This is a genomic window from Bradyrhizobium sp. 149, from assembly GCF_023073915.1.
In the GTDB taxonomy this organism is placed as follows: Bacteria; Pseudomonadota; Alphaproteobacteria; order Rhizobiales; family Xanthobacteraceae; genus Bradyrhizobium.
The window spans coordinates 626,315-653,190 of record NZ_JADPKK010000022.1 but is presented as its reverse complement, the minus strand read 5'-3'; the positions used below and the strand labels follow the sequence as shown (position 1 = coordinate 653,190).

Genomic DNA, 26,876 nt, shown 5'->3' with positions numbered 1-26,876 from the left:
TTCTAGCAGGTTTTGGAAGACCACGAAGCGTTCCGGCCCGACCCTTCTGCCTATTCCACGGTCACGGATTTCGCGAGATTGCGCGGCTGGTCGACGTCGGTACCCATGATAACAGCCGTATGATAGGCGAGCAGCTGAACGGGGACGGCATAGACCATCGGCGTGAACGCCGCCGCCATATCGGGCATGACGATGGTGACGAGGGACTCGACGGTCGCCTCCTCCGCGCCCTTGGCGTCGGTCATCAGGATGATCTTGCCGCCGCGAGCGGCGACCTCCTGCATGTTGGATACGGTCTTCTCGAATACCCGGTCGTAGGGCGCGATGACGACGACCGGCATGGTCTCGTCGATCAGCGCGATCGGGCCGTGCTTGAGCTCGCCGGCGGCGTAGCCCTCGGCGTGGATGTAGGAGATCTCCTTCAGCTTCAGCGCGCCTTCGAGGGCGAGCGGGAAGCTGGTGCCGCGGCCGAGATAGAGCACGTCACGCGATTTGGCGATCTCGCGGGCGAGCTTCTCGATCTGGAGCTCGGTGGTGAGCGCATCCGACATCAAACGCGGGATCTCGACGAGGCCGTGGACGAGCTTGGTCTCGTCCTCGTCGGACAGTTCGCCACGCGCCTTGCCGGCTGCAATTGCAAGGTTTGCCAGCACCATGAGCTGGCAGGTGAAGGCTTTGGTCGAGGCGACGCCGATCTCGGGCCCGGCCAGCGTTGGCAGCACGGTCTCGCTCTCGCGCGCGATGGTCGAGGTCGGCACGTTGACGACGGCCACCGTGTGCACGCCCTGATCCCTGGCGTAGCGCAGCGCGGCCAGCGTGTCGGCGGTCTCGCCCGATTGCGAAATGAAGATGGCGAGATCGCCCTTGCGAAGCGGCGCCTCGCGGTAGCGGAATTCGGAGGCGACATCGACCTCGACCGGCACGCGCGCGAAACGCTCGAACCAGTACTTTGCGACGAATCCGGCATAGCTCGCGGTGCCGCAGGCCGTGATGTTGATGCGCTGGATGTTCTTGAAGTCGAACGGCAGCTTGACCGGCAGCGAGACCCGCTCGGTCGCCATGTCGACATAGCGTGCCAGCGTGTGGCCGACCACTTCCGGCTGCTCGTGGATCTCCTTGGCCATGAAGTGGCGGTAGTTGGCCTTGTCGACCAGCGAGGTGGAGGCGGCGTGCTTGGTCTTGTCGCGCTGGACGGCGTGGCCTTCCTTGTCGAAGATCGCAGCGCTCGTATGGGTCAGCACGACCCAGTCGCCGTCCTCGAGATAGCTGATCGTGTCGGTGAACGGCCCGAGCGCGATGGCGTCCGAGCCGAGATACATCTCGCCGTCACCATAGCCGATCGCGAGCGGCGGACCGTTGCGGGCGCCGATCATCAAATCGTCCTCTCCGGCGAAGATGAAGCCGAGCGCGAACGCGCCGCGCAGCCGTGCCAACGTCAATTTCACCGCTTCCACGGGCTTGATGCCGCGCGTGAGCAGATCATCGACGAGATGCAGCACGATCTCGGTGTCGGTCTGGGTGTGGAACACCGTGCCTTTCTTCTCGAGCTCCTCGCGCAGCTCGCGGAAATTCTCGATGATGCCGTTGTGAACGACGGCGACGCGCTCGGTCGCATGCGGGTGCGCATTGTTCACGGTCGGCTTGCCGTGAGTGGCCCAGCGGGTGTGACCGATTCCGGTCGTGCCCTTGAGCGGCTCGGCTTCCAGCCGCTTCTCCAGATTCTTCAGCTTGCCTTCGGCGCGGCGGCGCTCGAGATGCTTGCCTTCGAGCGTGGCGACGCCCGCTGAGTCATAGCCGCGATACTCAAGACGTTTGAGCGAATCCACCAATTGCTCTGCAACCGGCTCGCGCCCGAGAATGCCGACAATCCCGCACATGCGGATCAATATCCCCCAAATCGTCGAAAAATCGCCTAAACGACGCGCTCGGTTTTTAGCGAAGTTATCAAGGAACCAGATACTCAATAATTATTGCTGAGTCGTACATTCCAGTGATTTCAATCGTTTCCCAGTGGTTTTTGGCGACACTACCGGCAGATTTCCCAATTGCATCGAAAACTTCCCAATTCCGGATTTCCCAAAATGAAAGAGGCCGCCAAAAGGCGGCCCCTTCATCATCAGATCGCCCTCGCCTGTCAACCCACGACGACCAGCGCCGCCCGCTTGCTGGCCACCCTCTTGGCCGCGCGCTTCTCGATTTCGGCATCCCATTTGCCGACCGCGTTCTCGTTCATGGTCTCCTGCTGTGCCTGCTGCACGTAGAACAGTGCCATCTTCGGGGTCTTGTGGCCGAGCACCGCCATGATCTCTGGCACCGTGCATCCGGCCAGCGCCAGTTCCATTCCGGCGTTCTTACGCAGGCCGTGCATCACGTAGTCGGTGAAGCCAAGGGCGTGCAGCCGGTTCCTGATCGCGTGACTCAACGTCTGGGCATTGGCAAAGGGTGCCGAGGTCACCATTCCATGACGTCGTCGGCCAGACATATCCCCGGCGAGCAGTTCAAGATCAGGGACCGCAAGGAGCTGTTCGCCGCGATCAACGAAATGGTCACCAAGGCCGGCGACGGCTGGCTCACGTCGGTCCCGGGAGCGGCAGAGATGGCGCTGGAGACGTTGCCGATGTCGGTGCTCCCAAGCGAGCTGGCCGCGCTCGGCTACTGCCTGGAGCCGCTGGCGGACGGCCAGCGCATGCTTCCGATGCCCATCCTGGAGCGTGTGAAGCTCGAAGGATCATCGGTGCCGATCACGGTGACACATGCCGGAGTTGTTGTCGTGCGGCGGTTTTCATTTCCGATCGATTGAATGGTTCAGATTCGCGCCATCTGAACGGATCAGATCAACTGGATTGCGGCTGCTACACCCAAATGTGCCGTATTATGGCGCAAACGCCACAAGCCTAGCGGCTTGTTCGTTCGCACCTAATGCCGTTCATTCTTGAAGGGAATGAGCGATGCGCGGGTTACGGGCGGCTTGTGCCGTCATGCTATTAATGGGTCTAGTTTCCGAAACTTCCCTGAAAGCCCTGTATCAGGCTGATGTCGGAAAGATCATATTCTCTGGCCTCTTTCCCGGAGATATCGAAAGTAGCCGTTTTGGGTGGGCCACTAGGGAGAGTGCCGTTGGCGAAGTCCAGCATGAAACCAGTTTGATGGACTTCATTAGGGTCAGTCGCGCTGTAGACGATGCAGCCGATGAAAACGAGAGCAATCCTGTCGGGCGCTCCGCTCAATTTGCCACCATTTTCGGCCACGATTCTACTGTGCCATTGGGCGATTTGCGGGGGCCACACGACCGCATTTTGCCGCTGCCACGGAGACCATTCATTCGGGAGGGCATTGTTAGTCGGGTTCTTGAGAATGTTTCCCCAGCTAGAAGCCGCGTTGTCGCAGTACCATTTCTGTTGGACCTGCCATTGCTGTCCCGGGTGCGGGATAACCGCTCCGCTGACAAATACGACTGGAGCGGGATAGTTTCCGACGTTGATGAATCTAACATCGATATCGGCATACAGCGCCCCTTCAGCGCTTTTAGACAACTTAACGAGATTGAACGCCCCCTTGAGCCATGGGCGAGTTTGAGCTTTCATAACATCAAGTTGCCGATGAGCAATTTCAGCCTGCTTTCCAACTTTTTCATCGGTATGATTGATAATAATAACGTTCGCGATGGTCGCGGTCACGAGGAGCGCGGTCCACGCAACAAGCCACCCCGTGAATCGATCGATTGGAACGGGCTGACTGAACCACCATCCCGTCTTCTCTGGAGGTTTTTGTTTTTCGGCGCGCCGGGCTTCGCGCTCAGCGTTGCGGGCTTTGTATTCCTCTACGGCCCCCATAGACGCCTCAACGTTGGCGCGGCGCTGTATTTTGTCGGCCTTCTAGTATTGGCCGCCTTGGCGCTCGCGCTAGTTTAAATCTCCTCCAATGCTACCCCTTCTAGTTCCAGCGCCGCAATACACGCAGCAAGGAAGGTGGCCGGGGGCGGCCCTTATCCCCGGCCATCCGCTCTCGGCCGTGGATGCACCCGCGAGTCGACCAAAATCTCGGTGATGGCGTCGCGAACGCTGTCACGATCGAGCATGCGGAGCAGCCGATCGACCGTGGTCTCGGCATCGCAGTCGCGCGTCAGATAGTCGGCGGGTGCGATAATGGCCAAGTCATAGGTCTGATCGATCTTCTCGGCGGGGTCAGGCGCGCCATGCTCAAGCAGCTCCGCGTAACGGAAGCGCCAGTTGGACGGCAAACGGCCGGGTAGCGTTCGCCTCGATGAAGGCCCGCAAGGCCGACGTGATCTCGGCGTCGGCGGCGGCGCGCTCCGCCAGTTTATCTGCGACTTCGCTGGTGGCGTCGCGGGACCAGCCCTCAATGGCGTTGAAAGCCACGATCCGCACCAGATAGGCGTACTGGCCGGCGATGAGGTCGCGGATGATCGTCTCGCGATCGGTGTCCTGCTCGTCGGTCTCGCGCCAGGAGCAGCCCGCACGGGCACCGAAGTCCTCGAGGACGAGGTAGATGTCCCGGTCGAGACGATCCAGCGGCACGATCGAGGGTGACTGACGCACGACGCAACTCCTACTCAGGAGGAGCAATGACGCTGCTGGGCCGATCGTTCCGGTAGTCGTGTGGGTGAGAAAGTAGCGACCGGGCTGTTCCTTTCGCGGAACTTTTGGTTCCTGCGGAACTAACCTTGTACCGGGCACCGCTGTCCGGCCAATGGGAATGGCGGCCCCAGCGTTCCAGCCCCCGCTGGGGCCGTTTTTAGTGCTATTCCCCATTGAATTAGGTCAATGCATCGAACGGTAGTTGTCCGGAGTCCACCCAGCACCACAGCACCGCTATCGTGGCTTTTGCCGGGGCTGGCATTTCATCCCGAACAAGATTTCAACCGGCAAGGGGCTGCTGAAAGGCGGCCCCTTCTGACTCCGACCATCCAGGCAGGACCAAAGAAAACGCCGCCCGCTTAAAATGAAGCGCAGGCGGCGGCGTTCCAGCCCCGAGAGGGATGAGCAAAATCCCGGACCTTCATTGGTCTGAATGGGCAGCGTAAAGGTTCAGGTGGCGGTGCACTGGCCAGCGCGGGCACCACGGCTGAGGCTGCATGCCATTTAGCCGGCCCTTAACCAGCTCCGGCTTACAATGATCGGCATGATCAAGGGTATGACCATAGCTGCTGTTGTTCTGGCGTGTGCCAGCCTTGCAGATCAGCAATTGTCCTACGGGCGCTATACTGATGCGGCCGTGGCTCTCCTGCGCGACATCGACCGTTCGTTCCGCCGGTAGGCGATAGCCGATAGCCGCCGCAGATCGGGAGCCGGGCAAAGGAATGAGGCCGCCCCGCAGGCCACCCTCGTTCATCTCATATGTGAATGTGCGACTCGACGGACTGTAGCAGGCAGGCCAGCAGACACGGGCTGGAGGCTGCTGGGGCAATGAGACAGTCACGCTACCCGCTGGTGAGACGGTGGACGCCGGAAGAGCACGCGCGCCTGTTGGCGATGGCGGCGGCGGGGAGCCGACCGGACGAAATCGCTCACGCGCTCGGCAGGACAGAACCGGCCGTGCGAGTCCGCGCGCATCTACACAACTACCGTTACGGCTAGTGACGCAGAAGCGACGCAGCTAAGGCGGCAGTCGCCGTCCCGCGACAGTCGGGCATCCGGCAATGCAAAGCTGCGGCAGCTTAGTCTTCGTGCCGGTAGTTGGCGATTACACGATCGCCATGCCAAAGCTCGATATCATGGCCATCCACAAGAGCCTTCGCGCGCGCTTTGGCTTCGATTTCGTCTCTACACACGATGTCGATGCGCGACTCAATGTGCCCGTCCTGTCCCATGACGTAGGCGCGATATTCTTGCATCTTTACCCCGCAAGGCCGTGTCCCCGGCTCCAGCAAACCACCAAACGTAAGCAGCCCGGTCCAAGTTCCCGGAACTTAGGCGACCGGGAATTCAAACTAGGTCAATCCGAGTCGAAACAGGCCATTACCCGCCGTCCCAAAACAGAAGCCGAATTGGGCCAGCCGGTGTACTCGCGGCATGGTGGGCGAAGCTGGCGATTTTTGCAGCAAACCGGCGGTTTTCGCGTTGCGAAGGTTTGTGCATCGAGCCCCACGTGTTGGTGGGTTGGGTAGTCGGTGTTGGATAACCGGCTCAAGGAGCCGCCATCGAAGGCGGCCTTACGTCGTGGGCGGCAGCGGCGTCCCACTGGTGTTCAGCAGGTTGGAGATCGCGGTCACTAGTTGGGCTGGCGCAAATGGCTTCGTCAGCAAGATGCTGTTCGGGACGCCCTTGGACCTCCATTGGTCGGCCGCAGCGCCCGTGATGTAGATGATGGGCAGCGCCGGGTCGGTCTCGCGTGCAGCCCTCGCTACTTCCCAGCCATCGATCCTGCCGAGCAGGTTGATGTCTGTCACGAGCACTCGGAAATCGTATTCGCCGCCCTTCAACAAGGTGACGGCTTCTTCTCCGCTTGCCGCCATGGAGGGCGCATACCCGCCATCGGAAAGCGCGTCGTCAATAATGGCTTGGATCGCTGGGTCATCTTCGATGACCAGAACCAGCAACTCTTCCACGCTTTCCCCTTGAAACACCTGCCCGCGACATTACGCGCCAGGAGCTACTTTGTTCCGGGAAAGAAAAAAGGCCGGCGTGCTAGGCAGTGACGGGCTCGAACCCGGCGATTTCATTTCCCGTTTCTGGAGATCGCGACTGGGAAACGATGCCGGCGAATGAGAACAAATTGGGAAATCGATCTCTGGGAAACCATTGATACTGCTCGACACTAGCAAATTATTGCTGATTGAGACAGCGCCTCGCTGCCTCGACTGCGTCGAATTGGGCGGCGTTAAACCGCGTCGATTAACTTCTTGTCAACAAATTTGGCCAACGCTTCCCCCTCTGGGAGATTTGGCCATGAAAGGCTCGTCCGACCGCAAAGGTCTGTCATCGACATTCGTGCACGCCAGCGAGACCACAGGCACGCACCTTGCGCATTGGCCACCGCCCCAGCGCGCCATGGAGCGCGGCAAGGAAAGTAAGCCTGTCCTTGCCACGCAGACCACTGGCGAGCCGGCAAAGCGCGCCAGGCCGCGCGGCTGGCGCTTGAAGCGAGCGATGTTCTCGGACGTCGCCGACGACGACTAGCGTTGGGCCTTACCATCCCAGCACCACGGCAAACACAAGGAAAACGACGAGCACCCAGAACGCCAGCCCGGTGAACAACGACGCGGTCTCATGCTCATAGGGGTAACGCACGCCGAACTGTTCTAGCACCCATCGTCCCGGCGGCGTGATGACGCGCTTGACCAGCACTCTGATGATGTCGTCGATGGTGTCGTCGTCCATGAGCGCGCAGCCCTAATAACACCGATCAGAGATCGGCACTCGGCCGCTCACTTCTCCGGCTTCTTTCCAGGTTCCCTGCCCCGCGTCTTCATCTCGCGGTAGCGCGCAGCGCCGCCTTCCCTGATGGTCTGCGGGCTGCGCTCCAGCGCCATGGCATCGTCGGGCACGTCGCGCGTGATCACCGAGCCGGAGCCAATATAGGCGCCATTGCCGATTGTCACCGGCGCGACCAGCGAGGAGTTGGTGCCGACGAAGGCACCCTGCCCGATGATGGTCTTGTGCTTCCTGAAGCCGTCATAGTTGCAGGTGATGGTGCCGGCGCCGATGTTGGAATTGGCGCCGATGGTGGCATCGCCAATGTAGGAGAGATGGTTGACCTTGACGCCGGCCTCCAGCGTCGCGGCCTTGGTCTCCACGAAATTGCCGATGCGCGCGCCGTCGCCGAGCGAGGTGCCGGGTCGCAGCCGCGCATAGGGACCGATCGAGACGTTCTTGCCGAGCGTGGTCTGCACGATGTGCGAGAACGAATGGATCACCGTGCCGTCGCCGATCGAAACGCCGGGGCCGATCACCACGAAGGGCTCGATCGTTACGTCCTTGCCGAACACGGTATCCGCGGCGAGATAGACGGTTTCGGGCGCGATCAGCGTGACGCCGGCCTCCATCGCAGCCTTGCGCAATCGCGCCTGCATCACGCTTTCGGCCTCGGCGAGCTGCGCCTTGGTGTTGATGCCGCGCACTTCGTCCTCGCTGGTTTCGATCACCACGGCATCCCATCCCTGTTCGCTGATAATGCCGACCGCGTCGGTCAGATAATATTCGCCCTTGGCGTTCGCATTGCCGATCTTGTCGAGGATCGCGAGCGCGCGGCGCCCGTCGATCGCCATGACCCCGGCATTGCACAGGTCGATCTTGCGCTCTTTAGGGCTCGCATCGGCCTGCTCGCGGATCGCGACCAGGCGATCGCCCTCGACGATGAAGCGGCCATAGCCGGTGGGGTCGGCGGCACGGAAGCCGAGCGCCGCAATCGCGGCGCCCTTGGCCAGCGGCGCGCGCAGCCGCGCGAAGGTCTCGGCCGAGATCAGCGGCGTGTCGCCGAACGCAATCAGCAGGTCATCCACGCCCCGCGCAATGGCATCGCGCGCCGCCAGCACCGCATGCGCGGTGCCGAGCCGTTCATGTTGCACGAAGGTGAGCGCATCGGGGCGGATGCGCTTTGCTTCGTCCGCCACCGGCTGATGGTCGGGTCCGATCACGACCGCGAGCGAGGTGCCAGTTCCCTTGGGCGCCGCGGCGAGCACGTGGGTGAGCAGGCTCTGGTGCGCGATGGGATGCAGCACTTTCGGCAGGCTCGATCGCATGCGCGTGCCTTCGCCAGCGGCGAGCACGATCGTGAGGCTGGAACGGGCTGTCATCGAAATCCTGTCAAACACGGCCGAATCAATTGGCGCTATGGGCGGCGAGCCGCCTCAGATCCTCCCGCCTTGCTACCCCCGCAAACGCCCGGAGTTCAAGTGCGACACGCTTTTCCTGTTAATGTTCCCTGATTGATTCGGGGAAGCCGGACAGGGGTTGGGCACTTAACGTTCATGGCAAAGGATTCCGACCTACTGGCGGATGCCTTCGGCGCCAAGGAGACCGGCGGGCTGTTCTCCGGACTTGTGGCCGAGGAGAGTTCGTACGATCGCGGCATGATGTGGCGGCTGGGCTCGTGGGGCGTGGCGGCCGTCGGGGCCGTGGTGATTGGTGTGTTGGCCAATCAGGCCCAGCTCGGCTGGCGGCGCGACCAGGTTGCGTCCGCCGATCTCGCGCGCCAGGCCGACCGGCTCCAGATGCTGACCAAGGAGAGCCAGAACGAGGCCCGCCGCCTCGCCTCCGCCATCGAGACGCTGAACACTGATCGCGACCGGCTCTATTCGCGCGTCACCGTGCTGGAGCAAGGGCTCGATTCCGTCACCGGCGCCATCGCCAAGCAGACGACCACGCCGCCGCAGGCGTCCGTTGCGAAGCCGCAGGACGCGCCAGTTTTGGTCGGGCCACCGGCGCCCAGCATCGCGCCGGTCGCCTCGACACCCGCTCCGGCCAACGACAAGCCGCGTGCCGAGTCCGCAAAGGAGCCGTCGAGTCCGCCGCCACAGAGCGCGGCTGCCGCCTCGCTGGTAGCGCAGTCGCCGGCGACGACGTCGGCATTGCCGATGCTTCCGTTGGTCCCATCCAAATCGATCATGGCGCCGCCCGATCCGGCCGCATCAAAACTGATGCAGCCCGAGGCAATTGAGAAGGCTGCCGAGAAGAAGCCCGACCCGGCCTCCGCTCCGATCGAGGTCGCTGCTGTGGCAGCGAAGCCGCCGGAAGCGGCCGAGAGCGAAGCTCCTGCGATTGCGGTTCAGCAGACGCGCTTTGCGATCGATCTCGGTGGCGCCAACTCGATCGACGGCCTGCGTGCACTCTGGCGCGGGCTGAGCAAATCCAATCCCGAGATCGCAGCGCTGCGGCCGATCATCATGATCAAGGAAGGCAACACCGGCCTCGGCATGCAGCTTCGTCTCGGCGCCGGCCCGCTGATCAACGCCGCGGCAGCAGCAAGGCTCTGCGCCGGCCTTGCCGAGAACGACCGCCACTGCGAGACCACCGTGTTCGACGGCCAGCGCCTGTCGATGCGCGGCGGTTCGGACAAGGGGCAAGAAAAGTCTCAGGATCAGGTTCAGGAAAAGAACGCCGACAAGAACCAGGACTCGGTGCCGCAAGCTGAGACTGCGCCGGCGCCCGCGCCCGCTGCCAAGCCTGACAAGCGCCGCCGCAGCTATTCCCCAAAACGCTCGTCAAAGCGCGAGGAGCCCGCGCCTGCTCCTGCGGCGCAGCCGGCCGCGCAGCCGAAGCCGGAGGCGGCGTCCGCATCCACGGGATCAACGCTGTCGTCGTTCTTCAGGCGGTAGGCGCGGCATCCGCTCGTTGGCGGTCAAGACCGTCCCGCGGGCATCGCGCTTGATGGCTCATGGGCCACGCAATCACCTACTCGATGCGCGCTTTTTCCTTCAGGTCGCGAATGCGGTTCTCCGCTTCATCCCTCGATTGGACAAGTTCCGACCAATCCTCGACCCGCGCTTCCTTGCTCAGCCTCTTGAGTTCGTCCAGTTGCTCCCGAGTTGGCTTTTCCATGCTCGCTCCTTGCAGGCAACATGCGTTCTGCGGTCACGCCTTTCAGAACCTGCGCGATCCCAGCCTGTTCCTGGAGATATTCGGGCAAGCGCGGCCGCCCTTGCTGCTCCCGTCAACGGCCCGCAATCAACATAAACTCACCTTCCCTGTTGCCCGCCCGCGCCTTCCCGACCATATTGCCGCCATGACAAAAAAGCCCTTCCGCCTCTCGCCCTACCAGGTGCAGTTCCTGATCGTCGTCGGCTTCGCCAGCGTCGGCTATGCGCTCTATCTGCGCTACCTCGCAATTGAAAATTCGCAGGTAGGTCTCGCCTGCGACGCCGGACTTCAGACCCTGATCTGCAAGGCGCGCTCGGTCTCGACCGTGCTGTTCAAGGGTTCGGTGTTCGGTATTGTTGCGCTGGTGGTTGCAACGCTGAACCTGATGCGGCCGTCGATCGTGCTCCTGACCGTCGGCATCATCGCCGCGGGCCTTGGCATCGTGCTCTACAATGTCGTGCTGTCCGGCCTGGCGGTCGGCCTGTTCATTCTTGGATTTGCTCGGCCCGCGCCCGCCACAGCGTAAGCGCGAACAACAGGTAAATTGCGCAGGTCCACAGCGACTGCCAATTGTCGCGGCCTTCGTTGACGAGCACATAGGCTGCCGACAGCGTCAGCACGCCGGCGAATACCGACTCCGCGATCGGACGCTGGCCGATCTGCGGCCGGTTCAGCATCAACAGCGCGAACGGCACCACCGCCATCGTCAGCGAGGCATAGGGGAAGTCGCGGTAGCGCGGGTCAAACACGAAGCCGAGCGCAGTCTGCGCCGCGATCACCGCGCTCGCCGCCAGCGTCAGGCCGAGCACGGCGGTGAGTTTTGACCATTTCCGGCCCTCGCGCGGACCAAGCAGATCGAGGAAGGTCGGAAGACTGCGGCCGATCACCATCGCCTGCGCGCAGAAGATCGGCGATAGGATGCCGGCCGCGAGCAGCGTCCCCCACAGCAGCCAACCGCCGATGCCGTAGCTCTCATAGTACATCTTGTCGGCGCCGATCCCGAGCAGGATGCCCGCCGACGTCGCCGAGATCGCCACCCCGAGCCAGGCCGAGAAACGCGGCGTCCAGGGCCTGCGCCGCAACGTCAGGCCGGCGACCGCGAACACCAGCGCGCAGAGGCCCATGCCGGCGCCCATGTACCATTTCCAGTACGGGAAATTGCTGATCGGCTCGCCCGGCGGATATTTCAGGCTGCGGCGCACCGAGTCATAGAGGCCCCAATATCCGCCGACGGTGCCCTCCAGCTTGCGCTTCCACGGCTGGTCGTAGGACTCAATCAGATTGACGCGGAATTTCTGCGCCTTCGCGAGGCTCAGAATTTCCGAGACGACCCGCGCCTGGTTGGTGCGCGACGGCAGCGCGCCATCGCGCATGCGCCCTTCGCTCGGCCAGCCGGTTTCGCCGATCAGGATCTCCTTGCCGGGAAAGGCGACCGCCATCCGCTCGCGGATCTGTTCGACATGGGACGCCGCGAACTTGGCGCGCACCGGAATGTCTTCCCAGTACGGCAGGATGTGGATCGTGACGAAGTCGACGGCGTCATAGACCTCGCGATTCCTGAGCCAGAACTCCCAGACATCGGCATAGGTGACGGGCACGCTGACTTGCGCCTTCACCGAGCGAATGATGGAGACGAGGTCCGCGGTGGTCATCTCGCCGCGCAGCAGCACTTCGTTGCCGACGATGACGCTGGTGATGATGCCGGGGAAATCCTTGGTGAGGCGGATGGCGAGCGCGGCCTGCTCGAAATTCTTGGTGCGGTTGCTGGAGAGCCAGATGCCCTGGAGCACCTTCAGCCCGCCGATCCTGGCCGCGATCGCCGGCACCTGATCGAGGCCGTTCTCCATCGAATAGGTGCGGACGCAGTCGGTGATCTCCTTGAGCTGGCGCAGGTCCTGCTCGATCTGCTCGGCCTCGATATGGGTCCATGCGTTCAGGGGCGACTGCTCGCCGCGGAACGGCGCGTATGAGACGCACTGGACCTTGTCAGCGGGATCGATCGGGGCGCGCGCGAGCGTGATCGGCGTGGCAAGCCACCACCACACGGCAGCGATCGCACCCAGCGAGATGAGCAGAAGCGCCAGTGGCGTACGAAGAGAAATCGGTTCCGTCCTCCGCGAAGGGCCGTCGATTACCTGCTCGCACGCCATCTGCCAAGGGGGTGACTCCGTTATGGATCCATCCCTCCCCCGAGGAATTTACCTGCGGCCGTTCGACCGAGGCCTAGGATCGTGACTTTGCTGGACAAAATTCGAGATTCAGGCCATGGACTCGGGAGGACTTTTCCGCCGCATTGGAGACCCATTTGGACGCCATCACCGGCGCGTCCGCGAGGTCCTGACGCGGACGGTCAGCTTATATATTGGGGAATTCATGCGGCAACGGGTGTTCGAGTTACGAAATGCGGTCGTGCGGCAGTTCGCCGCCACCTTGGCCGTCTCCTCCCTTGTCATCCTGATCGGTATTGGTGCCGCTTCCGCTCAGAGCGGCACGCCGGCCCCGGACCAGAGCAAGGCAGCCGCCCAGCCCGCCGACGCGGCCAAGGATGCCGCCCAGAACCAGCGCCGCACAGACGAGTTCGCCGAAGCAGCCCAGGTCATCAGCGGCCCGGCCGGCAACCCCGAATGCGTCTGGCTCGGACGGCGCGTGGTGCGGCTGATGTGGCGGGATGACCTCGATACCGCATTCCGGCACCTCGACCTCTACGACCGCTTCGGCTGCCCCGGCGGCCACATTCAGGCCGCCTTCCGCTGCCTGACCCGCTTTGGCGGCCAGATCGATCCCAAGGTCGCCGAGACCCTGGACAGCCGTGTGCACGCTTGCTGGATCAACCCGGCCTCCCAGCCGCAGCAGGCGGCGGCCGCGGCCTCGCAGCCGGCCGCGCCGACATCAGGCAATGCGCAGCCGCAGCCGGCCGCCAGCCCCTCGCCTGCGGCAAGCCCGGCACCGGCGCCCCCGAAATAGCCGCGATCGTTTCAGCCTGCGTTCAGGAACGATCGGCGATATCTGCGATTGGCACTGCCGCGCACTCGGATACTCGACATGCCCTCATACGGTCATGAGGCCATGACAGTTGTGAAACCGCGCTGCAGAGGTATGCTCCATTTGCCGCGGACTTGGTCGGATCTCGGGGTCGGATCCGCTTCCCTGCCCCCTCAGCCCCTTTTGGTTTAGCCGCGATGCGCGTTGTCGCCGCCGTTCTGTTGCTTGTGACTGCGCTCCACGCCGGCCTCTGGGGAGTCTTGCGCGACAGGGAGCCCGCGCCCGACTTCAAGGGCTTGCTGCCGAGTGTCTCCTACGCGCCATTCGAGGGATCGGCTCACCCCGATATCGACAACATCCCGACGGTGGAGAAAATCCGCGCCGACCTGAAAACGCTGTCGACGATGACGCGCGCGATCCGCCTCTATTCGTCCACGGGCGGCGTGGAACTGGTGCCGCCAATCGCGGCCGAGTTCGGCCTCAAGGTCACCGTCGGCGCCTGGATCGACAAGGACAAGGATCGCAACGAGCGCGAGATCAAGGCCGCGATCGAGCTCGCCCGCAAGAACAGCAACGTCAACGGCGTCGTCGTCGGCAACGAGGTGATCTACCGCGGCGAGCAGAAGGTCGAAGACCTCATCGAGATGATCAAGAAGGTCAAGGGCGCGGTCCGCGTGCCCGTGACGACCGGTGAGATCTGGAACATCTGGCGCGACAATCCCGACCTCGGCTCCAACGTCGACTTCATCGCCGCCCACGTGCTGCCCTACTGGGAAAACTTCCGCTCGGACCAGGCGGTCGACCAGGCTGTCGACCGCTACAATCTGTTGCGGAACCTATTCCCCGGCAAGCGCATCGTGATCGCCGAGTTCGGCTGGCCGAGCGCGGGTTACAACTTACGCAACGCGGATCCCGGTCCGTTCCAGCAGGCGCTGACGTTGCGCAACTTCGTCAGCCGCGCCGATGCCATCGGCATGGAATACAACATCGTCGAAGCCATCGATCAGCCCTGGAAATATTTCGAAGGCGGCGTCGGTCCGTACTGGGGCATCCTCAACGCCAGCCGCGAGCCGAAATTCGCCTGGACCGGCCCGGTGGAAAACCCTGACTACTGGAAGCTGATGGGTGTGGCGCTGCTGGTCGGCGTTCTGCTGTCGCTGCCGATTCTGCGGCTGCAGCAGCCGACGGCGAAGCAGGCGTTCCTGCTGTCGGCCACCGCCAATGGCGTCGGCGCCTGGGCCGCCACCGTGTTTGCGTTCTGGAACGGGCACTATTTCATCTTCGGCTCGGCCTTCGCGCTGACGCTCGGCATGATCCTGCTCGTTCCCCTCGTCCTCATCGCGATGGCGCGCATCGACGAGATCGCCGCGGTCGCGTTCGGCCGGCCGCCGCAGCGGCTGCTCACAAAGGGCAAGCCGGTCGAGAGCGTGCCCGAGAATTACTACCCGAAGGTCTCGATCCACATCCCCGCTTATTTCGAGCCGGTCGAGATGCTCAAGCAGACCCTCGATGCGCTGTCGCGGCTGAACTATCCGAACTATGAATGCGTCGTCATCATCAACAACACGCCGGACCCGGCCTTCTGGCAGCCGATCCAGGATCATTGCCGCGCGCTCGGTGAACGCTTCAAGTTCATCAACGCCGAGAAGGTGCAGGGCTTCAAGGCCGGTGCGCTGCGCATCGCGATGGACCGCACCGCCGTCGACGCCGAGATCATCGGCATCCTCGATGCCGACTATGTCGTCGATCCCGACTGGCTGAAGGACCTCGTGCCGGCGTTCGCCGATCCCAGCGTCGGCCTGGTGCAGGCGCCGCAGGAACATCGCGACGGCGATCTGTCGATCATGCACTACATCATGAACGGCGAATATGCCGGCTTCTTCGACATCGGCATGGTTCAGCGCAACGAGACCAACGCCATCATCGTGCACGGCACGATGTGCCTGATCCGCCGCGCCGCGATGGACATGGCCGGCGGCTGGTCGTCCGACACGATCTGCGAGGACTCGGATCTCGGCCTCTCGATCCAGCAGCTCGGCTGGACGACGCACTACACCAACCACCGCTACGGCCAGGGCCTGCTGCCCGACACCTACGAGGCCTTCAAGAAGCAGCGTCACCGCTGGGCCTATGGCGGCCTGCAGATCGTCAAGAAGCACTGGCGGAATTTCCTGCCCGGCAAGAGCCGGCTGACGCCCGACCAGAAGCGCGAATACGGCCTTGGCTGGCTGAACTGGCTGGGCGCCGAGAGCCTCGGCGTGGTGGTGGCGCTGCTCAACCTCGTCTGGGTGCCGATCGTGGCCTTCGCCGACATCGCCATCCCCGACAAGATCCTGACGCTGCCGATCATCGGCGCCTTCATCGTCTCGCTCGCGCACTTCTTGTCGATGTACCGCGCGCGCGTCGCGATCAAGCCCGGCCAGATGCTGGGTGCGATGATCGCGGCGATGAGCGTGCAGTGGACGGTGTCGCGCGCGGTGGCGCAAGGACTGATCACCGAGCACATCGCCTTCGCGCGCACCTCCAAGGGCGGCCTGTCCAGGATGTCGATCGAGTTCCAGGCGTTCTGGGAGGCCGTGATCGGCGCCCTGCTCCTGATCGGCGCCGGCGTGCTGGTTGCCTCCAACAGCTATCGCCAGATCACCGAGATCTACATCTTCGCCGGCGTGCTGGTGCTGCAGAGCCTGCCGTTCCTGGCTGCGGTCGCCATTGCGATCCTCGAGCTCAGCCGCATCAACTCGTTCCAGTTCTGGCGCGACAGCGCGATCCGCACCGCCGAGCTGATCGGCCTGCGCCCGGTCGCGCTGCCGACCCCCGTCGGCGCGCAGCAGCCGGTGCCGGTGCCGAACGAGGTCCGGCGGGAGGCGAGCTGACCACGGCAATGGCAGCCGCGCCGGGCGAGACCTCCGCATTGCTAAGGCAGATCACTCTTGGACGTGGATGACGGGCCGCCAATCGGGTTGAAAATCCCGGCTTAAGCCCCGGAAACACCGGACGAATCCCGGCTCCTGCTGCGAACTTCGGCAATCCCCCGCGCTATTGACCTCCGCGCCCCATCCCCCTACACAGCGCGGGCCGAAAGCATGATCCGGAAACAGCCGGTTTTCCCTGCGACGCGAAGCAAACGTGGCGGCAAGACATGCTTTTCCAAATGTCCGAAGACGATGGCGATCTGTTCAAAGCCATCAGCGGCCATGGGAGCGCGTAGCTCAGCCGGTAGAGCACGTGACTTTTAATCACGGGGTCCTGGGTTCGAGCCCCAGCGCGCTCACCAAGCAAATCAAAGACTTACCTTCAAATATCGACCGCCTCCCTCTCCTCCCAAAATCTGGCGTGCACACACCATGCACACCGGAGGACATCAGTGGTCTCGCTGATCGGTCTCATCCTCGGGATGGTGCTCGGCATCATCGGCCGCGAGTTGTGGGCGGTGGCGAGAGCTGCTGATGGCGGCAGTGCTGTTGCTGATCTGGACGCCCATCGTCTGGTTCATGGTCGAGCTATTCTTGCGGATGCCGAGGGGCTGAGTCGTCCATACCCACGACACGCAGTAGCTCGCGTTCGTTCCGCGCCGCTAGGTATCGACAACTTGCGTTTGCGTCGAGCGTGGTTTGAATGGCGGCATGACCGCGCCCGTCCACATCCGTAAGCACGAAGCTGTGCCCCGGACCGGCAGCTATGAAGTCTGCTTCGCCGATGGTCGGCCGAGCGTCTATTTCTATTAGGACGATATCGCGGGTCGGCGGCTCGCGCCGAACCTGTTGACCGGCGCCGAGGCCCTTGAGCAGGCCCGGGCACTCGCAAGAGCGGAGCTCGCCCGCTATCAAAAGACGAAATGACCAAAGGCTGGAGGCGGCCCTTCGACGATCCGATAGAATTAGGCGGCCTCCGGTTGGTGACCCTGTTAGATGCTGGCGAATACATTTCTGGACTGCCGAAGAAAGAGCACGCTGCGTCGGCGTGGCAAGCCGCGATGGAGGCTCTGATGCTGGTCGCAGAGGATGGCGGCCCAACGATGTTCGCCCGTATCGGGGTGATGCGAGCGCTAAACCGACACTATGTCCCGGAGTTAAACCGGAAGGGAAAAGAACCTCACTGGGGCCGGAGCAAGCTGAAGAGCGATCAGTGACCGTCTTCGCGACATGGGAAAGGCCGCAGGGTGGTTCCAGCCCCCACTGCGGCCATCCCGGATAAGTGCAAATTGATGAGTACTTAAATCGCCCCGGTGTTCTCACAGTAGAACACCCCGTTCCGGAAATGGAGTCGGGATAACTACCGGACTCCGCTCTTCTACAGGTTGTCCTTAAAAGGCGGGCATGGCACGGCTCACGCTCCAGCCCCCAATGCTCCCGGCAGCCGGTCCAATTGCGGATCTGAGCGCCGGGAGCGGCCCACTCAGTGACCGGCGCCTACGCTTTCACTGCCCCAGCTCTTGGCTGCTGCGTCATCAACCGCCGCTCTTGACCAAGGTTTGGGCATTACGTCTCACGCCCGGTTGCTGACACCTGGCGATGATCTGCTCGGTCAATAGATCAGCGTGAAGGAAAACCACGCCGCGAGTGACGCGCAGAGACAAATTCCGACATAGGGCAATGCAAGGCGCATCGGGCTTCCCCCTCCGAAACGCAAATATGAATCATCATCTCATGCTGGGACGACGACCGCCAGGAATCAGGGGTTGCAATCGCGCGTGTTCGGAAAGCTGGCGATGAGGACGAGACCAAATGCGCCCAAGCAATCGCCGGTCGCGCGTTCCCGTTCTGGAACGCAATGCCCGATAGCTATACTTCGGTTCCCCCGAAATTGCACTTGCAATTGAAAAAAGGTTAGCGCTAAATTCTGTTACCGGGGCTGGCTGCATATTTCACTTAGTTCATTTTACCCGGCTTATTTTGACCATACGCGGGCCGCAGCGATTTAACCTCCCGCTGCGGCCTTCGTAATTGCGGTGCGCCCGCCACCGGCGGGCCTCCCTCATATGCCGCAGATCTTCTTGCCAGCGATGGCGAGGCATAGGCTGAGCTTGATGCAGAGCCGGCCGGTGTGGAAGCTGGTGCTCTGGTGACCGCTTCTCAGGCCCGGTTGGCAGTGGACAGCACTGGCGCCGGGAGTCTGAGAGCATGGCCAGAGACCATGCGCGACGGCCTTCTCCTTACGGGTCTTGTATAGCCGCCGCTCTCCCGGCATAGGGCGGCCGTTCGCGTCGACGGCTATCGACACGGTGCTAATCATTGGCGAAAATCTACTCGGAGCGTTCTGATGATAATCTCACCACCTTTTCAGGACGGGATCTAAAAGAGAACGCCTCAACTCGTGCGCTAGCCTTTGGCGCGCTGGTTCATGGACTGGAAATCTTTGGATACGCCTACAACCTGATTACCGATCACATCCCAGCTTTTGTTGAAGCTTGCGAGGCATCGCTCGCGGACCGGCGTCTTGAGTCGCTAAGCCATCACGTAGTGGATTCAGGACAATGGCCGCAAACAAAATCGAGCTACGGTGACACTGCATTGAACTCCGCATCTCACTAAGGAGCAGACAGTCGCCACGACGAAGAGTGTGCGGGCAAGCCAACATATATCAAGAAGCTGGTAGCCCTCCTACGAAATTGAGACCACATGGGCGAGCGTCCGCACTAGAAGATCATCATCGACCCGCTTTCCGACGAAGATGGCGGCGGGTTTGTCGCGACAGTGCCTGACCTTCCCGGCTGCATGTCCGACGGCGCCACCGAATTCGAGGCGGTGCAGAACGTGCACGATGCAATTGCGTGTTGGATCGAGGCCGCCGAGGAAGAGCACCGCTCTGTCCCGGTTCCCTCACATTTGCGACGAGCGGCGGCTGGCTAAGTTCGGTCGGAGGCGATGGTTGCGCAGAACTTCGGGATCCCCCGGAGATCGCCACAGGTGATTTGGTCGACCTTTCCTCAGCTCTCCGGCGCCGCAATCGTAGCCGGCACACTCAACGGCGCTCCGCCAACCGAAACGGGCCCGACGGATTTAGACTGCCGGGCGATCCGTTTGCGCATCGCTGCGGACAGTCCGTAGCGCGCATGCGCTCTCCGAATGGAGGACGTGACGTCCGACATCATCGCATTTTGCAGCGAGTCGATCTTCGCGATCAGCGTGGACAGCTGCGAGGATACCTTCCTCACATCGACGCGTTCGTCCGTGATGCTCTGTCGCAGAGACAGCAGCACCATCGAATCCGCCTGCAACACGGCCGCGTTTTGTTGCAGTGCCTGGTTGCTCTCCTGCAGCGAAGCCGTGTGTTGCTGCTGGGTGGACTGAATATCCTTCAAGGCAGCGACGACCGGATCCGGTTTTGGCGCTGAAGTCTCTTGCCGCGGTAGCAGATCAGCCAGGCTGCTCAGATTCAGCGATGGCAGGCCGGACGGCCATGTGTAGATCGCCGCCGCGCCATTGATGGCCAGGGCGCACACCGACAGCGCCATGACCGATGTCCGGCTGGACCGCTTGATCGGTTCTGGAGCGTCCAGGCTTGCGGGTTCGTGGGCCGCGATGGCCGCGGCAAGTGCTGCAGGGTCGAGTTGTTCGACAAGGCCTTGCGTTTCGAAAGTCGCGGTCATGGCATTGACCCCAAATGAGCGAGCAACCGGAAGCCGTCGCCGGAACGTCCTCGCGACGACTCCTTTACACAGCACCCATCTACAACTGTCCAAAATTGTCGGCTTTTCAGCTTAATTCCACGTTAGCGGCCGCAGCCTGCTGCAGGCCCCGCCACCCCGGCCGACTACGGGGTCTGTGGGGGCGGACACAACTCGCATGCTGGGTGCAACCGCTGCTCGCCGATCCTGGGCAGCCGCCTTGCTCGGAAGCTGATTTTCCGAAGCTGGCACAATACCCCTGTTTTGCCCGACGGGTCAAACGGCTTCTCCGCCGGATGCGAGACGGCCTTGCGCCAAAAAGAAAGCGTTGCGCCAGCACGACTTAGCTACTGTGCATGGGGTTGTTTTCGCGGTTTGGCCGGCGCTCGGTCGTGTTCCAGGCGCCCTATCCCAAAAGCCGCGAGACAACCGGTTCAAAAAGTGTAGGATTCGACAAAACAGGAGGAGCGGCATGTTTGAAATCAGCGGTTTCGACACGGCAGGCGTCGTCAGCCTCAAGCGGCTGTCACTCGCCGCCGCCCTCAAGAAGGCCAAAGAGCTGATCGCCGACGGATGCTGGGACGTTCGGGTGGTTGGTCCAGGTGGCCAGGTCTACACCTCGTTCGAGGAGCAAGCCGCCTAGTCGATCCGCCTTCGCTTTTCAGAAAGCACCCGCCCCTCTGGTCGCGCGTTCGCGCACGCTGGCCACGGCGGTGATTGGTAAAGCAATGAGGCCTTCATAGCAGCGGTCTCGACAACCGCTTGTGAGCCGCTTCACACAGCCCGGCCGATCTTTCCGCACCCCGACGCGGCTTCGCAGCCACGAGATGCAAGCGCGAGCCGGCGCTCCACTCCGGCGCCCCGCACCGTTGCCAATCGACTTGTTTGGGAGCACGCTCTCTCCAGGCGCGCAGACGCCGCTCTGGGAGAAAGCCATGAAGGAAACGGGCCTCGATAATCGTCATCGGGACAAGGATGGCGCGATCAGCAAGAAGCACGGCAACACACTGGTCGGGACGTTGCGCAAGATCTACGGCAAGGGTTTTGCGGCCGGTTATCCGGATACGACTGAACTCAACGAAGTCCTGCATCAGCTGAACGAGACATCGCTGAGCCAGCTGCGCCGCGATCACGACACCGGGCATCTCGGCCACAAGATCGACCACGTCCCGAAGTGACGGACTTCACTGCCGCCAACTTCAGGTCCTCGAATTCGGCGTCGCGAGCGGCTAGCGATGCTGCGCGGACAGGCTGCGCAGTCGGTCGTCTCGTCGAACTTGCCGTTTGAGCCCTCGCCGCCCGCGCGCTAGGATGAGCCTTTTACGGAGGCTCATTTGAAACAGCTCATTGTCATCACCGCCATTGCACTCGCCGTGACAGCTCCCGCCCGCTCCCAAGCGCTCGTCGATCCCAACAAGGTTGCTCCCGAATATCGCGAGGCCGCCGAGAAGCGGCGGGCCGAGCAGATGCGGCAGCGCGAATGCGCGCTGAAGGCGGATCTCGAGAAGGTGCTGCCGAGAGATCGCACGGTCTTTCTCAACCATTGCCTGGAGACGCTAGCGGCCAAGCAATAGCGGCTGATCGAACGGTTTGACGATCTCAGCCTGCCGGCTGTCGCGACGGACCGATGATGCTTGGCCGCGCGCGGGGCTGCCGCAAGCATTCAAGCTTTCTTCAGACATTTGGGATCACCTGAGAATCCATTTCCATCAGTCATTGTCGATCGCGCATGAGTTTCGTCCAGGTTCAGTGCACGCGGTGCAAGAACGTGTTCCGCGACCACGCGGGACGGTTGCACGACGGCTATTCCAGGCAATGTCCGAGCTGCGAGGTGGTGCTGTTCTTCGCGGAGGACTCGCCGAACCCTCAGGTCAAGCAGGCCATGAAGCGCGCGCGCACGGCCCGCAAGGAGCAGCGCGAAACCGAGATGGCCAGGAGATCCGCGCCGCAAGCGCCTGGCAATTTTTCGCGGTCCCACGCCGGACGGATGCAGCCGTCGCCGAACGACGAGGACTAGCTCACCCGCGTCGCCGCGGCTTCCGCGGAAACAGGCGGTCGCGGATGTAGCGCGAGGTCGGCGTCAGGCGGATGCCGCGCGGCTTCTGCCAGACGGCACGGTCGATCTCGTCCTTGTCGCCGATCGCGAGCCTGCCTTTGGCGCCCTTCGCGATGAAGATCGCGTCGCTCATCTTGCGGCCGGAGCGCTTGTTTCTGGCCGTCACTTCCTTCCAGAGGCTGATCCGGCCGAGCTTCAGCTTGGGCAGCTCTTCCTTGATCTCCCGCCGCAGGCAGTCCTTGTCGGACTCGCGCGCGCGCTTGCGGCCGCCCGGGAACATCCACAGGCCGTCCGACCGGCGTCTGACCAACAATACCTTGCCGCGCTTCGCTGCAACCAGCTTGGAAGACTTCGCCATTACGGCTCGTAGGCTCAAACAGAATCTAGCCTATCGTAACTTGTCTAGCTCAATAGACAAGTTCGGCCGAAGGCTCGGTCACGGCCCGCGCGAGGTGCTCAGCCCTCGCCCGCCCGTGTCTCCGCCCTTGTCCCCGCCTCTGCCCGGTCCTCTGTCCTGATCCAGGCCATCATCATCTCCCAGGCCACCGACAGGATGATCGGCCCGATGAACAGGCCGACGATGCCATGGGCGAGCGTGCCGCCGATCACCCCGACGAAGATCACGATGGTCGGCGTGGTCAGGCCGCGCCCCATCACCAGCGGCTTCAACATGGTGTCGAGGAAGCCGACGAGGACGAGAAACACGGTGAGCAGCAGCGCGGTGGTGACGTCCTTGGCGGTCCAGATCCAGATGATCACCGGCAGCAGCACGAGAAAAGCGCCGATCTGCACGATAGAGAGCAGCAGCACGATGAACGCAAGCAGGCCTGCACTCGGCACCGCGGCAAGCTTGAAGCCGATGCCGGCGAGCAGCGCCTGCACGATCGCGACGCCGATCACGCCCTGTGCCACAGCGCGGATGGTCGCGCCCGCGAGCCCCAGGAAATGCTCGCTCTGCTCCGGCACGATGCGAAACAGGAAACCGCGGCCCGCCGCAACCAGCCGCGGCCCGTGCGGAAACAGGAAGCCGGCCACGAATACCGACACCAGGAACTGGAGCGTGCCGACGCCGGCATCTCCCGCGAGCCCAAGCAACGGTCCCGCCAGCGGCTGGAGATAAGGCGCCACCTCGCGCAGCACCGCGCGGATGTTGTTGTAGGCCTGCTCCCAGAGGTCAAAGAGCCAGGGACCAACGAGCGGCCACGATTTGAGCTGCTCCGGCGCCGATTGGAGCGCAAGGTCGCCGGTGCCGAGCTGGTGCGCCAGCTCGCGCACGCCATCCACCGCGCTAATGCCGAGCCAGGTCGCAGGACCGATGACGATACCGAGCGTGATCAGGGTCAGGATCGCCGCTGCGGTCTTGGGCCGGCCGCCGAGGATCTTGGCGACCCAGCTGAAGGCCGGGTAGAACGCGACCGCGAGCACGCCGCTCCAGGCCAGGATCGGCACGAAGGGCCGGATGATCAGGAAGGTCCAGATGATCAGCAGGCCAAGCAGGCCCACCCGGATCACGAGCTGGATGATGTCCTCGCCCGTCAGGAGCTGACGCAGACTTTTCACGGGCACGGCTTTCCTTGCGGCATTGACGCGGGTACCGGCAGTTGCGCGGCCCAGCGTTATTGCCAGCCGCGCATCCGGCGTCAAGGCGACGGGGTGCCCCGGGGGGTGACCAGCGGTTTGGAAGTGGTAGTTCACGCCCAATGGCGGCGCAGTTTGGACCGGCCGGCGATCATCGCGCGGCGAAGATGGCGGCCCGTAGCGGACAGGATTTGCCTAACGGGCATTAACGGTATTTCAGCCTGCGAATTTACGCCGCCGCAAAGGCTCACATCTACCCTTGACCCAGACCTCGCAAAAACACTTTCGGTGCAATGGCCAACAGCATCTGGACGATCGAAGAATTCACCTGCGCGGGTTGCAGTATGAACTACACCGCGACCCGCGAGGAGCACGCCGAGCCGCATGCCGGCAGTTTCAAATGCAGCATCTGCAGCGGCGTGGTGCACACCTGGTCCGGCAAGCATCATTTCTTCGGCTGGCAAGCCGTGAAGACCAAGCCGCCCGTGTTCGGAAGGCGCTGGGCGGGAGCCGGTTGGTAGGTTGACAGGACGTCTCTCAGCCGGAGCCGGGGTGAGTGCAGGCTATGTCGCTCATGGCAGCGCGAGCGCCTGCGCCAACTGCGGGTTCTGGTACGCTGCGGGAGCAGATAAACTGCCCTTCCCCGCAACTGACCTTGATACGCCATGACCGCAGCTTTCATTCCCCAAATTGCCCTTTACCGCACCTGGCTCGCCCAACGGCGCGGCCTCACCTTCGCCAGCTACGAGGACATGCGGCAATGGTCGGTGCGCGATCTCGACGGCTTCTGGCACAGCATCTGGGACTATTACGATCTGCAATCGCCAACGCCGTTTGCGGGCGTGATCACCGAGCGCAAGATGCCCGGCGCGGTCTGGTTTCCCGGCGCCCAGGTCAACTATGCCCGGCAGGTGTTCCGGCATGTGGACGCGGCCGACGCCGCCGGTCTGCCCGCGATCGTCAGCTGTGGCGAGGACGGCAGGCTGAGCGAGACGAGCTGGCCGGAGCTGCGGCGCAAGGCGGCGGCCCTCGCGTTGCACTTGAAAGAAAAAGGCATCAAGCCCGGCGACCGCATCGCCGCCTATCTGCCCAATATCCCCGAGACGATTATCGCATTCCTGGCGAGCGCCAGCATCGGCGCGATCTGGAGCGTCTGCGCGCCCGACATGGCCGCGCCGGCCGTGATCGACCGCTTCAAGCAGATCGAGCCAAAGGTGCTGATCGCCTGCGACGCAGTCACCTATGCCGGCCGCCGACACGATCGCAAAGACGTCCTCGCCGAGCTGCGGCGATCGCTGCCGACGGTCGAGCACGTCATCCTGCAAAGCGAAGCCGCCGCGCCCGCAGCGCCGGATGCACTGCTCTCCGATATCCTCGCAACGACGGGTGCCGCCATCGACGCGTTCGAGCCGGCCTGGCTGCCGTTCGATCATCCGCTCTGGATCGTCTATTCCAGCGGCACCACCGGCCTGCCGAAGCCGATCGTGCACGGCCATGGCGGCATCGTCATCGTGGTGCTGGCACTGCTCGGACTGCACAACGATCTCGGCTGCTCCTATCACCCAAACTCGTTCGGCGAGCGCTATCACTGGTACAGCTCGACGGGCTGGATCATGTGGAATTCGCAGGTCGGCGGCCTGCTCAGCGGCACCACCTGCTGCATCTTCGATGGCAGTCCCGGCGGGACCAAGGACAAGCCGGACTGGACCACGCTGTGGCGCTTCGTCGCGCAGTCGAAAGCGACCTTCTTCGGTGCGGGCGCGGCATTTTTTGCCAACTGCGCCAAGGCCGAGGTCGACCTCGCCGCCGGCGATCTGTCGCGATTGCGTTGTCTCGGCTCGACCGGCTCTCCGCTGAGCGCCGACACACAAGCCTGGTTCAACGAGCGCTTCGCGGCGCTCTCCAAGACCAACGGCAGCAAGGCGCAGGCCGATATGTGGTGGGCCAACATCTCCGGCGGCACCGATTTCGCCGGCGCCTTCATTGGCGGCAACCGCGAACTGCCGCAGACGCCGGGCGCGATGCAGTGCCGTCTGCTGGGTGCTGCCGTGGAAGCCTTCAACGAACAGGGCCGCGCCGTCATCGACGAGGTCGGCGAGCTCGTCTGCACCGAGCCGATGCCGTCGATGCCGCTTTATTTCTGGAACGACAAGGACGATGCGCGCTATCGCGCGAGCTATTTCGAGACCTATCCGGACAATTTCGACGGCAGCGGCCGCGGGCCGGTGTGGCGGCACGGCGATTGGCTCAAGGTCAACCCGGACGGCTCCTGCATCATCTATGGCCGCAGCGATGCCACCATCAACCGGCATGGCCTGCGCATGGGCACCAGCGAACTCTATTCCGCGATCGAGGCCTTGCCGGAGGTGCTCGATTCCCTCGTCGTCGATCTCGAATATCTCGGCCGTGACAGCTACATGCCGTTGTTCGTCGTGCTGCGCGAAGGCGCCGCCTTCGACGGCGCGATGCAGGCGAGGATCAACAGGGCGATCGAGGCCGGCCTCTCCCGCCGCTTCCTGCCCAACGAAATTTTTGCGGTCGCCGAGATTCCGCGCACGCTCTCAGGCAAGAAGCAGGAGCTGCCGATCAAGAAGCTGCTGCTCGGCCAACCCGTCGAAAAGGTCATCAACAGGGAGGCGATGGCCAATCCCGCCTGCCTCGACTGGTATCTCGCCTTCGCGCGCGACTATCTGGCGCGGACCGGGCCTTGAGTGAGATCGGCCCAATTGCGCCGATGCCGTTTGGACTCCGTTCACCGATCGCCGCTAGAGCAGGATGGATCTTCCGCAACGAACGCGCGCCATGGCCGACCTCAACGCCGTCCTCACCAGGCTCAACGACCGTCTGCTCCGCCTCGAGGGCGAGCTGTTCGTGCTGCGGTCGCTGGCCCGCGCGACACTGACGGCGGGCGACGACCATGCGGCGCGGATGCGCAAGCTGGTCGAGGCCGCAAAGGTCGCGCTCGACGACGAAGCCAGGCGTCCCCTGGACAAGCCGACGCGCAAATACGTCGATGCGGCGGCCTCGCTGGTGGAGGAATTGCTGGTCGAACCGAACCCGGCACGGCCCTTGTTCACCGTCATCGACGGCGGCCGCCGCGACTGAGCGATAAATC

33 protein-coding genes and 1 tRNA gene are annotated in these 26,876 nt (G+C 63.0%); 18 read left to right on the top strand and 16 right to left on the bottom strand.

What is annotated here, in order from left to right; all coding sequences use genetic code 11:
* Nucleotides 1-50 precede the first annotated feature (50 nt).
* Together glmS and IVA88_RS20790 are read right to left on the bottom strand one after the other, a co-directional pair.
* Entirely contained in the window at nucleotides 51-1,877 is a 1,827-nt protein-coding gene (glmS, locus tag IVA88_RS20795) for a glutamine--fructose-6-phosphate transaminase (isomerizing) (RefSeq protein WP_247499053.1), read from the bottom strand.
* A 257-nt stretch (nucleotides 1,878-2,134) separates the two neighbouring features.
* A complete protein-coding gene (locus IVA88_RS20790) occupies nucleotides 2,135-2,458 on the bottom strand; it encodes a tyrosine-type recombinase/integrase (protein ID WP_247499052.1) in 324 nt (107 codons plus the stop codon).
* A gap of 3 nt (nucleotides 2,459-2,461) precedes the next feature.
* Between IVA88_RS20790 and IVA88_RS20785 the strand changes: the two genes are divergently transcribed.
* Nucleotides 2,462-2,800, top strand: coding sequence for a hypothetical protein (locus tag IVA88_RS20785; RefSeq protein ID WP_247499051.1), 339 nt, complete (start codon nucleotides 2,462-2,464; stop codon nucleotides 2,798-2,800).
* Nucleotides 2,801-2,993: 193 nt separating this feature from the next.
* On the opposite strand, the gene IVA88_RS20780 is transcribed toward IVA88_RS20785, so the two are convergent.
* The 3 genes from IVA88_RS20780 to IVA88_RS20770 all read right to left on the bottom strand — a co-directional run bounded on the left by IVA88_RS20780 (nucleotide 2,994) and on the right by IVA88_RS20770 (nucleotide 4,559).
* Entirely contained in the window at nucleotides 2,994-3,833 is an 840-nt protein-coding gene (locus IVA88_RS20780) for a hypothetical protein (protein ID WP_247499050.1), read from the bottom strand.
* Between the two features lie 152 nt (nucleotides 3,834-3,985).
* Nucleotides 3,986-4,153 carry a hypothetical protein gene (locus IVA88_RS20775; protein WP_247499049.1) on the bottom strand — a complete coding sequence of 56 codons (168 nt, stop codon included), beginning with the start codon at nucleotides 4,151-4,153 and terminating at the stop codon, nucleotides 3,986-3,988.
* A gap of 46 nt (nucleotides 4,154-4,199) precedes the next feature.
* Nucleotides 4,200-4,559, bottom strand: a complete 360-nt coding sequence (locus IVA88_RS20770) for a hypothetical protein (protein WP_247499048.1) — start codon at nucleotides 4,557-4,559, stop codon at nucleotides 4,200-4,202.
* A 574-nt stretch (nucleotides 4,560-5,133) separates the two neighbouring features.
* Between IVA88_RS20770 and IVA88_RS20765 the strand changes: the two genes are divergently transcribed.
* A complete protein-coding gene (locus IVA88_RS20765) occupies nucleotides 5,134-5,277 on the top strand; it encodes a hypothetical protein (RefSeq protein ID WP_247499047.1) in 144 nt (47 codons plus the stop codon).
* Between the two features lie 400 nt (nucleotides 5,278-5,677).
* Here IVA88_RS20765 and IVA88_RS20755 read toward each other — a convergent pair whose 3' ends face one another.
* A complete protein-coding gene (locus IVA88_RS20755; RefSeq protein ID WP_247499046.1) occupies nucleotides 5,678-5,854 on the bottom strand; it encodes a hypothetical protein in 177 nt (58 codons plus the stop codon).
* A gap of 318 nt (nucleotides 5,855-6,172) precedes the next feature.
* On the bottom strand, nucleotides 6,173-6,568 hold the full coding sequence (locus IVA88_RS20750; RefSeq protein WP_247499045.1) for a response regulator: 396 nt from the start codon (nucleotides 6,566-6,568) through the stop codon (nucleotides 6,173-6,175).
* Between the two features lie 340 nt (nucleotides 6,569-6,908).
* Between IVA88_RS20750 and IVA88_RS20745 the strand changes: the two genes are divergently transcribed.
* Complete coding sequence (locus tag IVA88_RS20745; RefSeq protein WP_247499044.1) at nucleotides 6,909-7,139, top strand: hypothetical protein; 231 nt, start codon at nucleotides 6,909-6,911, stop codon at nucleotides 7,137-7,139.
* Between the two features lie 9 nt (nucleotides 7,140-7,148).
* Here the strand turns inward: IVA88_RS20745 and IVA88_RS20740 are convergent, their stop codons facing one another.
* Nucleotides 7,149-7,340 carry a hypothetical protein gene (locus IVA88_RS20740; protein WP_247499043.1) on the bottom strand — a complete coding sequence of 64 codons (192 nt, stop codon included), beginning with the start codon at nucleotides 7,338-7,340 and terminating at the stop codon, nucleotides 7,149-7,151.
* 47 nt (nucleotides 7,341-7,387) lie between these two features.
* Nucleotides 7,388-8,755 (bottom strand): bifunctional UDP-N-acetylglucosamine diphosphorylase/glucosamine-1-phosphate N-acetyltransferase GlmU, encoded by a 1,368-nt coding sequence (gene glmU / locus IVA88_RS20735; protein ID WP_247499042.1) that lies wholly within the window; start codon nucleotides 8,753-8,755, stop codon nucleotides 7,388-7,390.
* A 174-nt stretch (nucleotides 8,756-8,929) separates the two neighbouring features.
* Here glmU and IVA88_RS20730 point away from each other — a divergent pair, with 174 nt between their 5' ends.
* A complete protein-coding gene (locus IVA88_RS20730) occupies nucleotides 8,930-10,276 on the top strand; it encodes a hypothetical protein (RefSeq protein ID WP_247499041.1) in 1,347 nt (448 codons plus the stop codon).
* 76 nt (nucleotides 10,277-10,352) lie between these two features.
* Here IVA88_RS20730 and IVA88_RS20725 read toward each other — a convergent pair whose 3' ends face one another.
* A complete protein-coding gene (locus IVA88_RS20725; protein WP_247499040.1) occupies nucleotides 10,353-10,499 on the bottom strand; it encodes a hypothetical protein in 147 nt (48 codons plus the stop codon).
* A gap of 184 nt (nucleotides 10,500-10,683) precedes the next feature.
* Between IVA88_RS20725 and IVA88_RS20720 the strand changes: the two genes are divergently transcribed.
* Nucleotides 10,684-11,064: a hypothetical protein gene (locus IVA88_RS20720; protein WP_247499039.1), complete on the top strand. Its 381-nt coding sequence runs from the start codon at nucleotides 10,684-10,686 to the stop codon at nucleotides 11,062-11,064.
* Here IVA88_RS20720 and IVA88_RS20715 read toward each other — a convergent pair.
* Nucleotides 11,024-12,688, bottom strand: a complete 1,665-nt coding sequence (locus tag IVA88_RS20715) for a beta-(1-6) glucans synthase (protein WP_247499038.1) — start codon at nucleotides 12,686-12,688, stop codon at nucleotides 11,024-11,026. The two genes, IVA88_RS20720 and IVA88_RS20715, sit on opposite strands and share 41 nt — an antisense overlap.
* Nucleotides 12,689-12,911: 223 nt before the next feature.
* On the opposite strand from IVA88_RS20715, the gene IVA88_RS20710 reads away from it, so the two are divergent.
* Both IVA88_RS20710 and IVA88_RS20705 read left to right on the top strand, forming a co-directional pair.
* Nucleotides 12,912-13,502 (top strand): beta-1-3, beta-1-6-glucan biosynthesis protein, encoded by a 591-nt coding sequence (locus IVA88_RS20710; RefSeq protein WP_247499037.1) that lies wholly within the window; start codon nucleotides 12,912-12,914, stop codon nucleotides 13,500-13,502.
* Nucleotides 13,503-13,717: 215 nt separating this feature from the next.
* A complete protein-coding gene (locus tag IVA88_RS20705; protein ID WP_247499036.1) occupies nucleotides 13,718-16,393 on the top strand; it encodes a glycosyltransferase in 2,676 nt (891 codons plus the stop codon).
* A gap of 188 nt (nucleotides 16,394-16,581) precedes the next feature.
* Here the strand turns inward: IVA88_RS20705 and IVA88_RS32460 are convergent, their stop codons facing one another.
* Nucleotides 16,582-16,716, bottom strand: a complete 135-nt coding sequence (locus IVA88_RS32460; protein WP_256466813.1) for a hypothetical protein — start codon at nucleotides 16,714-16,716, stop codon at nucleotides 16,582-16,584.
* Between the two features lie 2 nt (nucleotides 16,717-16,718).
* Here IVA88_RS32460 and IVA88_RS20700 point away from each other — a divergent pair.
* Nucleotides 16,719-16,794 (top strand) — tRNA-Lys (locus tag IVA88_RS20700).
* A gap of 87 nt (nucleotides 16,795-16,881) precedes the next feature.
* Here IVA88_RS20700 and IVA88_RS32455 read toward each other — a convergent pair.
* Nucleotides 16,882-17,013, bottom strand: a complete 132-nt coding sequence (locus tag IVA88_RS32455) for a hypothetical protein (protein ID WP_256466812.1) — start codon at nucleotides 17,011-17,013, stop codon at nucleotides 16,882-16,884.
* Nucleotides 17,014-17,355: 342 nt separating this feature from the next.
* Between IVA88_RS32455 and IVA88_RS20695 the strand changes: the two genes are divergently transcribed.
* The 3 genes from IVA88_RS20695 to IVA88_RS20685 all read left to right on the top strand — a co-directional run bounded on the left by IVA88_RS20695 (nucleotide 17,356) and on the right by IVA88_RS20685 (nucleotide 19,369).
* A complete protein-coding gene (locus tag IVA88_RS20695; protein WP_247499035.1) occupies nucleotides 17,356-17,649 on the top strand; it encodes a hypothetical protein in 294 nt (97 codons plus the stop codon).
* A gap of 1,102 nt (nucleotides 17,650-18,751) precedes the next feature.
* Complete coding sequence (locus IVA88_RS20690; protein ID WP_247499034.1) at nucleotides 18,752-19,051, top strand: hypothetical protein; 300 nt, start codon at nucleotides 18,752-18,754, stop codon at nucleotides 19,049-19,051.
* 111 nt (nucleotides 19,052-19,162) lie between these two features.
* Nucleotides 19,163-19,369 (top strand): type II toxin-antitoxin system HicB family antitoxin, encoded by a 207-nt coding sequence (locus IVA88_RS20685; RefSeq protein WP_247500369.1) that lies wholly within the window; start codon nucleotides 19,163-19,165, stop codon nucleotides 19,367-19,369.
* 77 nt (nucleotides 19,370-19,446) lie between these two features.
* Here IVA88_RS20685 and IVA88_RS20680 read toward each other — a convergent pair whose 3' ends face one another.
* A complete protein-coding gene (locus IVA88_RS20680) occupies nucleotides 19,447-20,109 on the bottom strand; it encodes a hypothetical protein (protein ID WP_247499033.1) in 663 nt (220 codons plus the stop codon).
* 490 nt (nucleotides 20,110-20,599) lie between these two features.
* On the opposite strand from IVA88_RS20680, the gene IVA88_RS20675 reads away from it, so the two are divergent.
* The 4 genes from IVA88_RS20675 (at nucleotide 20,600) to IVA88_RS20660 (ending at nucleotide 22,144) form a co-directional block, all read left to right on the top strand.
* Entirely contained in the window at nucleotides 20,600-20,770 is a 171-nt protein-coding gene (locus IVA88_RS20675) for a hypothetical protein (RefSeq protein WP_247499032.1), read from the top strand.
* A gap of 292 nt (nucleotides 20,771-21,062) precedes the next feature.
* Nucleotides 21,063-21,305, top strand: coding sequence for a hypothetical protein (locus IVA88_RS20670; RefSeq protein WP_247499031.1), 243 nt, complete (start codon nucleotides 21,063-21,065; stop codon nucleotides 21,303-21,305).
* Between the two features lie 156 nt (nucleotides 21,306-21,461).
* Nucleotides 21,462-21,701, top strand: coding sequence for a hypothetical protein (locus tag IVA88_RS20665; RefSeq protein WP_247499030.1), 240 nt, complete (start codon nucleotides 21,462-21,464; stop codon nucleotides 21,699-21,701).
* Between the two features lie 155 nt (nucleotides 21,702-21,856).
* Nucleotides 21,857-22,144 (top strand): Zn-ribbon domain-containing protein, encoded by a 288-nt coding sequence (locus IVA88_RS20660; protein ID WP_247499029.1) that lies wholly within the window; start codon nucleotides 21,857-21,859, stop codon nucleotides 22,142-22,144.
* Between the two features lies 1 nt (nucleotide 22,145).
* On the opposite strand, the gene IVA88_RS20655 is transcribed toward IVA88_RS20660, so the two are convergent.
* The gene (locus IVA88_RS20655) at nucleotides 22,146-22,541 is read right to left on the bottom strand and encodes an NUDIX hydrolase (protein ID WP_247499028.1); all 396 of its coding nucleotides are present in this window, start codon (nucleotides 22,539-22,541) and stop codon (nucleotides 22,146-22,148) included.
* A gap of 98 nt (nucleotides 22,542-22,639) precedes the next feature.
* Entirely contained in the window at nucleotides 22,640-23,749 is a 1,110-nt protein-coding gene (locus IVA88_RS20650; RefSeq protein WP_247499027.1) for an AI-2E family transporter, read from the bottom strand.
* Nucleotides 23,750-24,054: 305 nt separating this feature from the next.
* Between IVA88_RS20650 and IVA88_RS20645 the strand changes: the two genes are divergently transcribed.
* From IVA88_RS20645 to IVA88_RS20635, 3 genes are all read left to right on the top strand, one after another.
* On the top strand, nucleotides 24,055-24,282 hold the full coding sequence (locus tag IVA88_RS20645) for a hypothetical protein (protein WP_247499026.1): 228 nt from the start codon (nucleotides 24,055-24,057) through the stop codon (nucleotides 24,280-24,282).
* Nucleotides 24,283-24,426: 144 nt separating this feature from the next.
* Nucleotides 24,427-26,472: an acetoacetate--CoA ligase gene (locus IVA88_RS20640; protein WP_247499025.1), complete on the top strand. Its 2,046-nt coding sequence runs from the start codon at nucleotides 24,427-24,429 to the stop codon at nucleotides 26,470-26,472.
* Nucleotides 26,473-26,563: 91 nt separating this feature from the next.
* Entirely contained in the window at nucleotides 26,564-26,866 is a 303-nt protein-coding gene (locus IVA88_RS20635) for a hypothetical protein (RefSeq protein ID WP_247499024.1), read from the top strand.
* Nucleotides 26,867-26,876 lie beyond the last annotated feature (10 nt).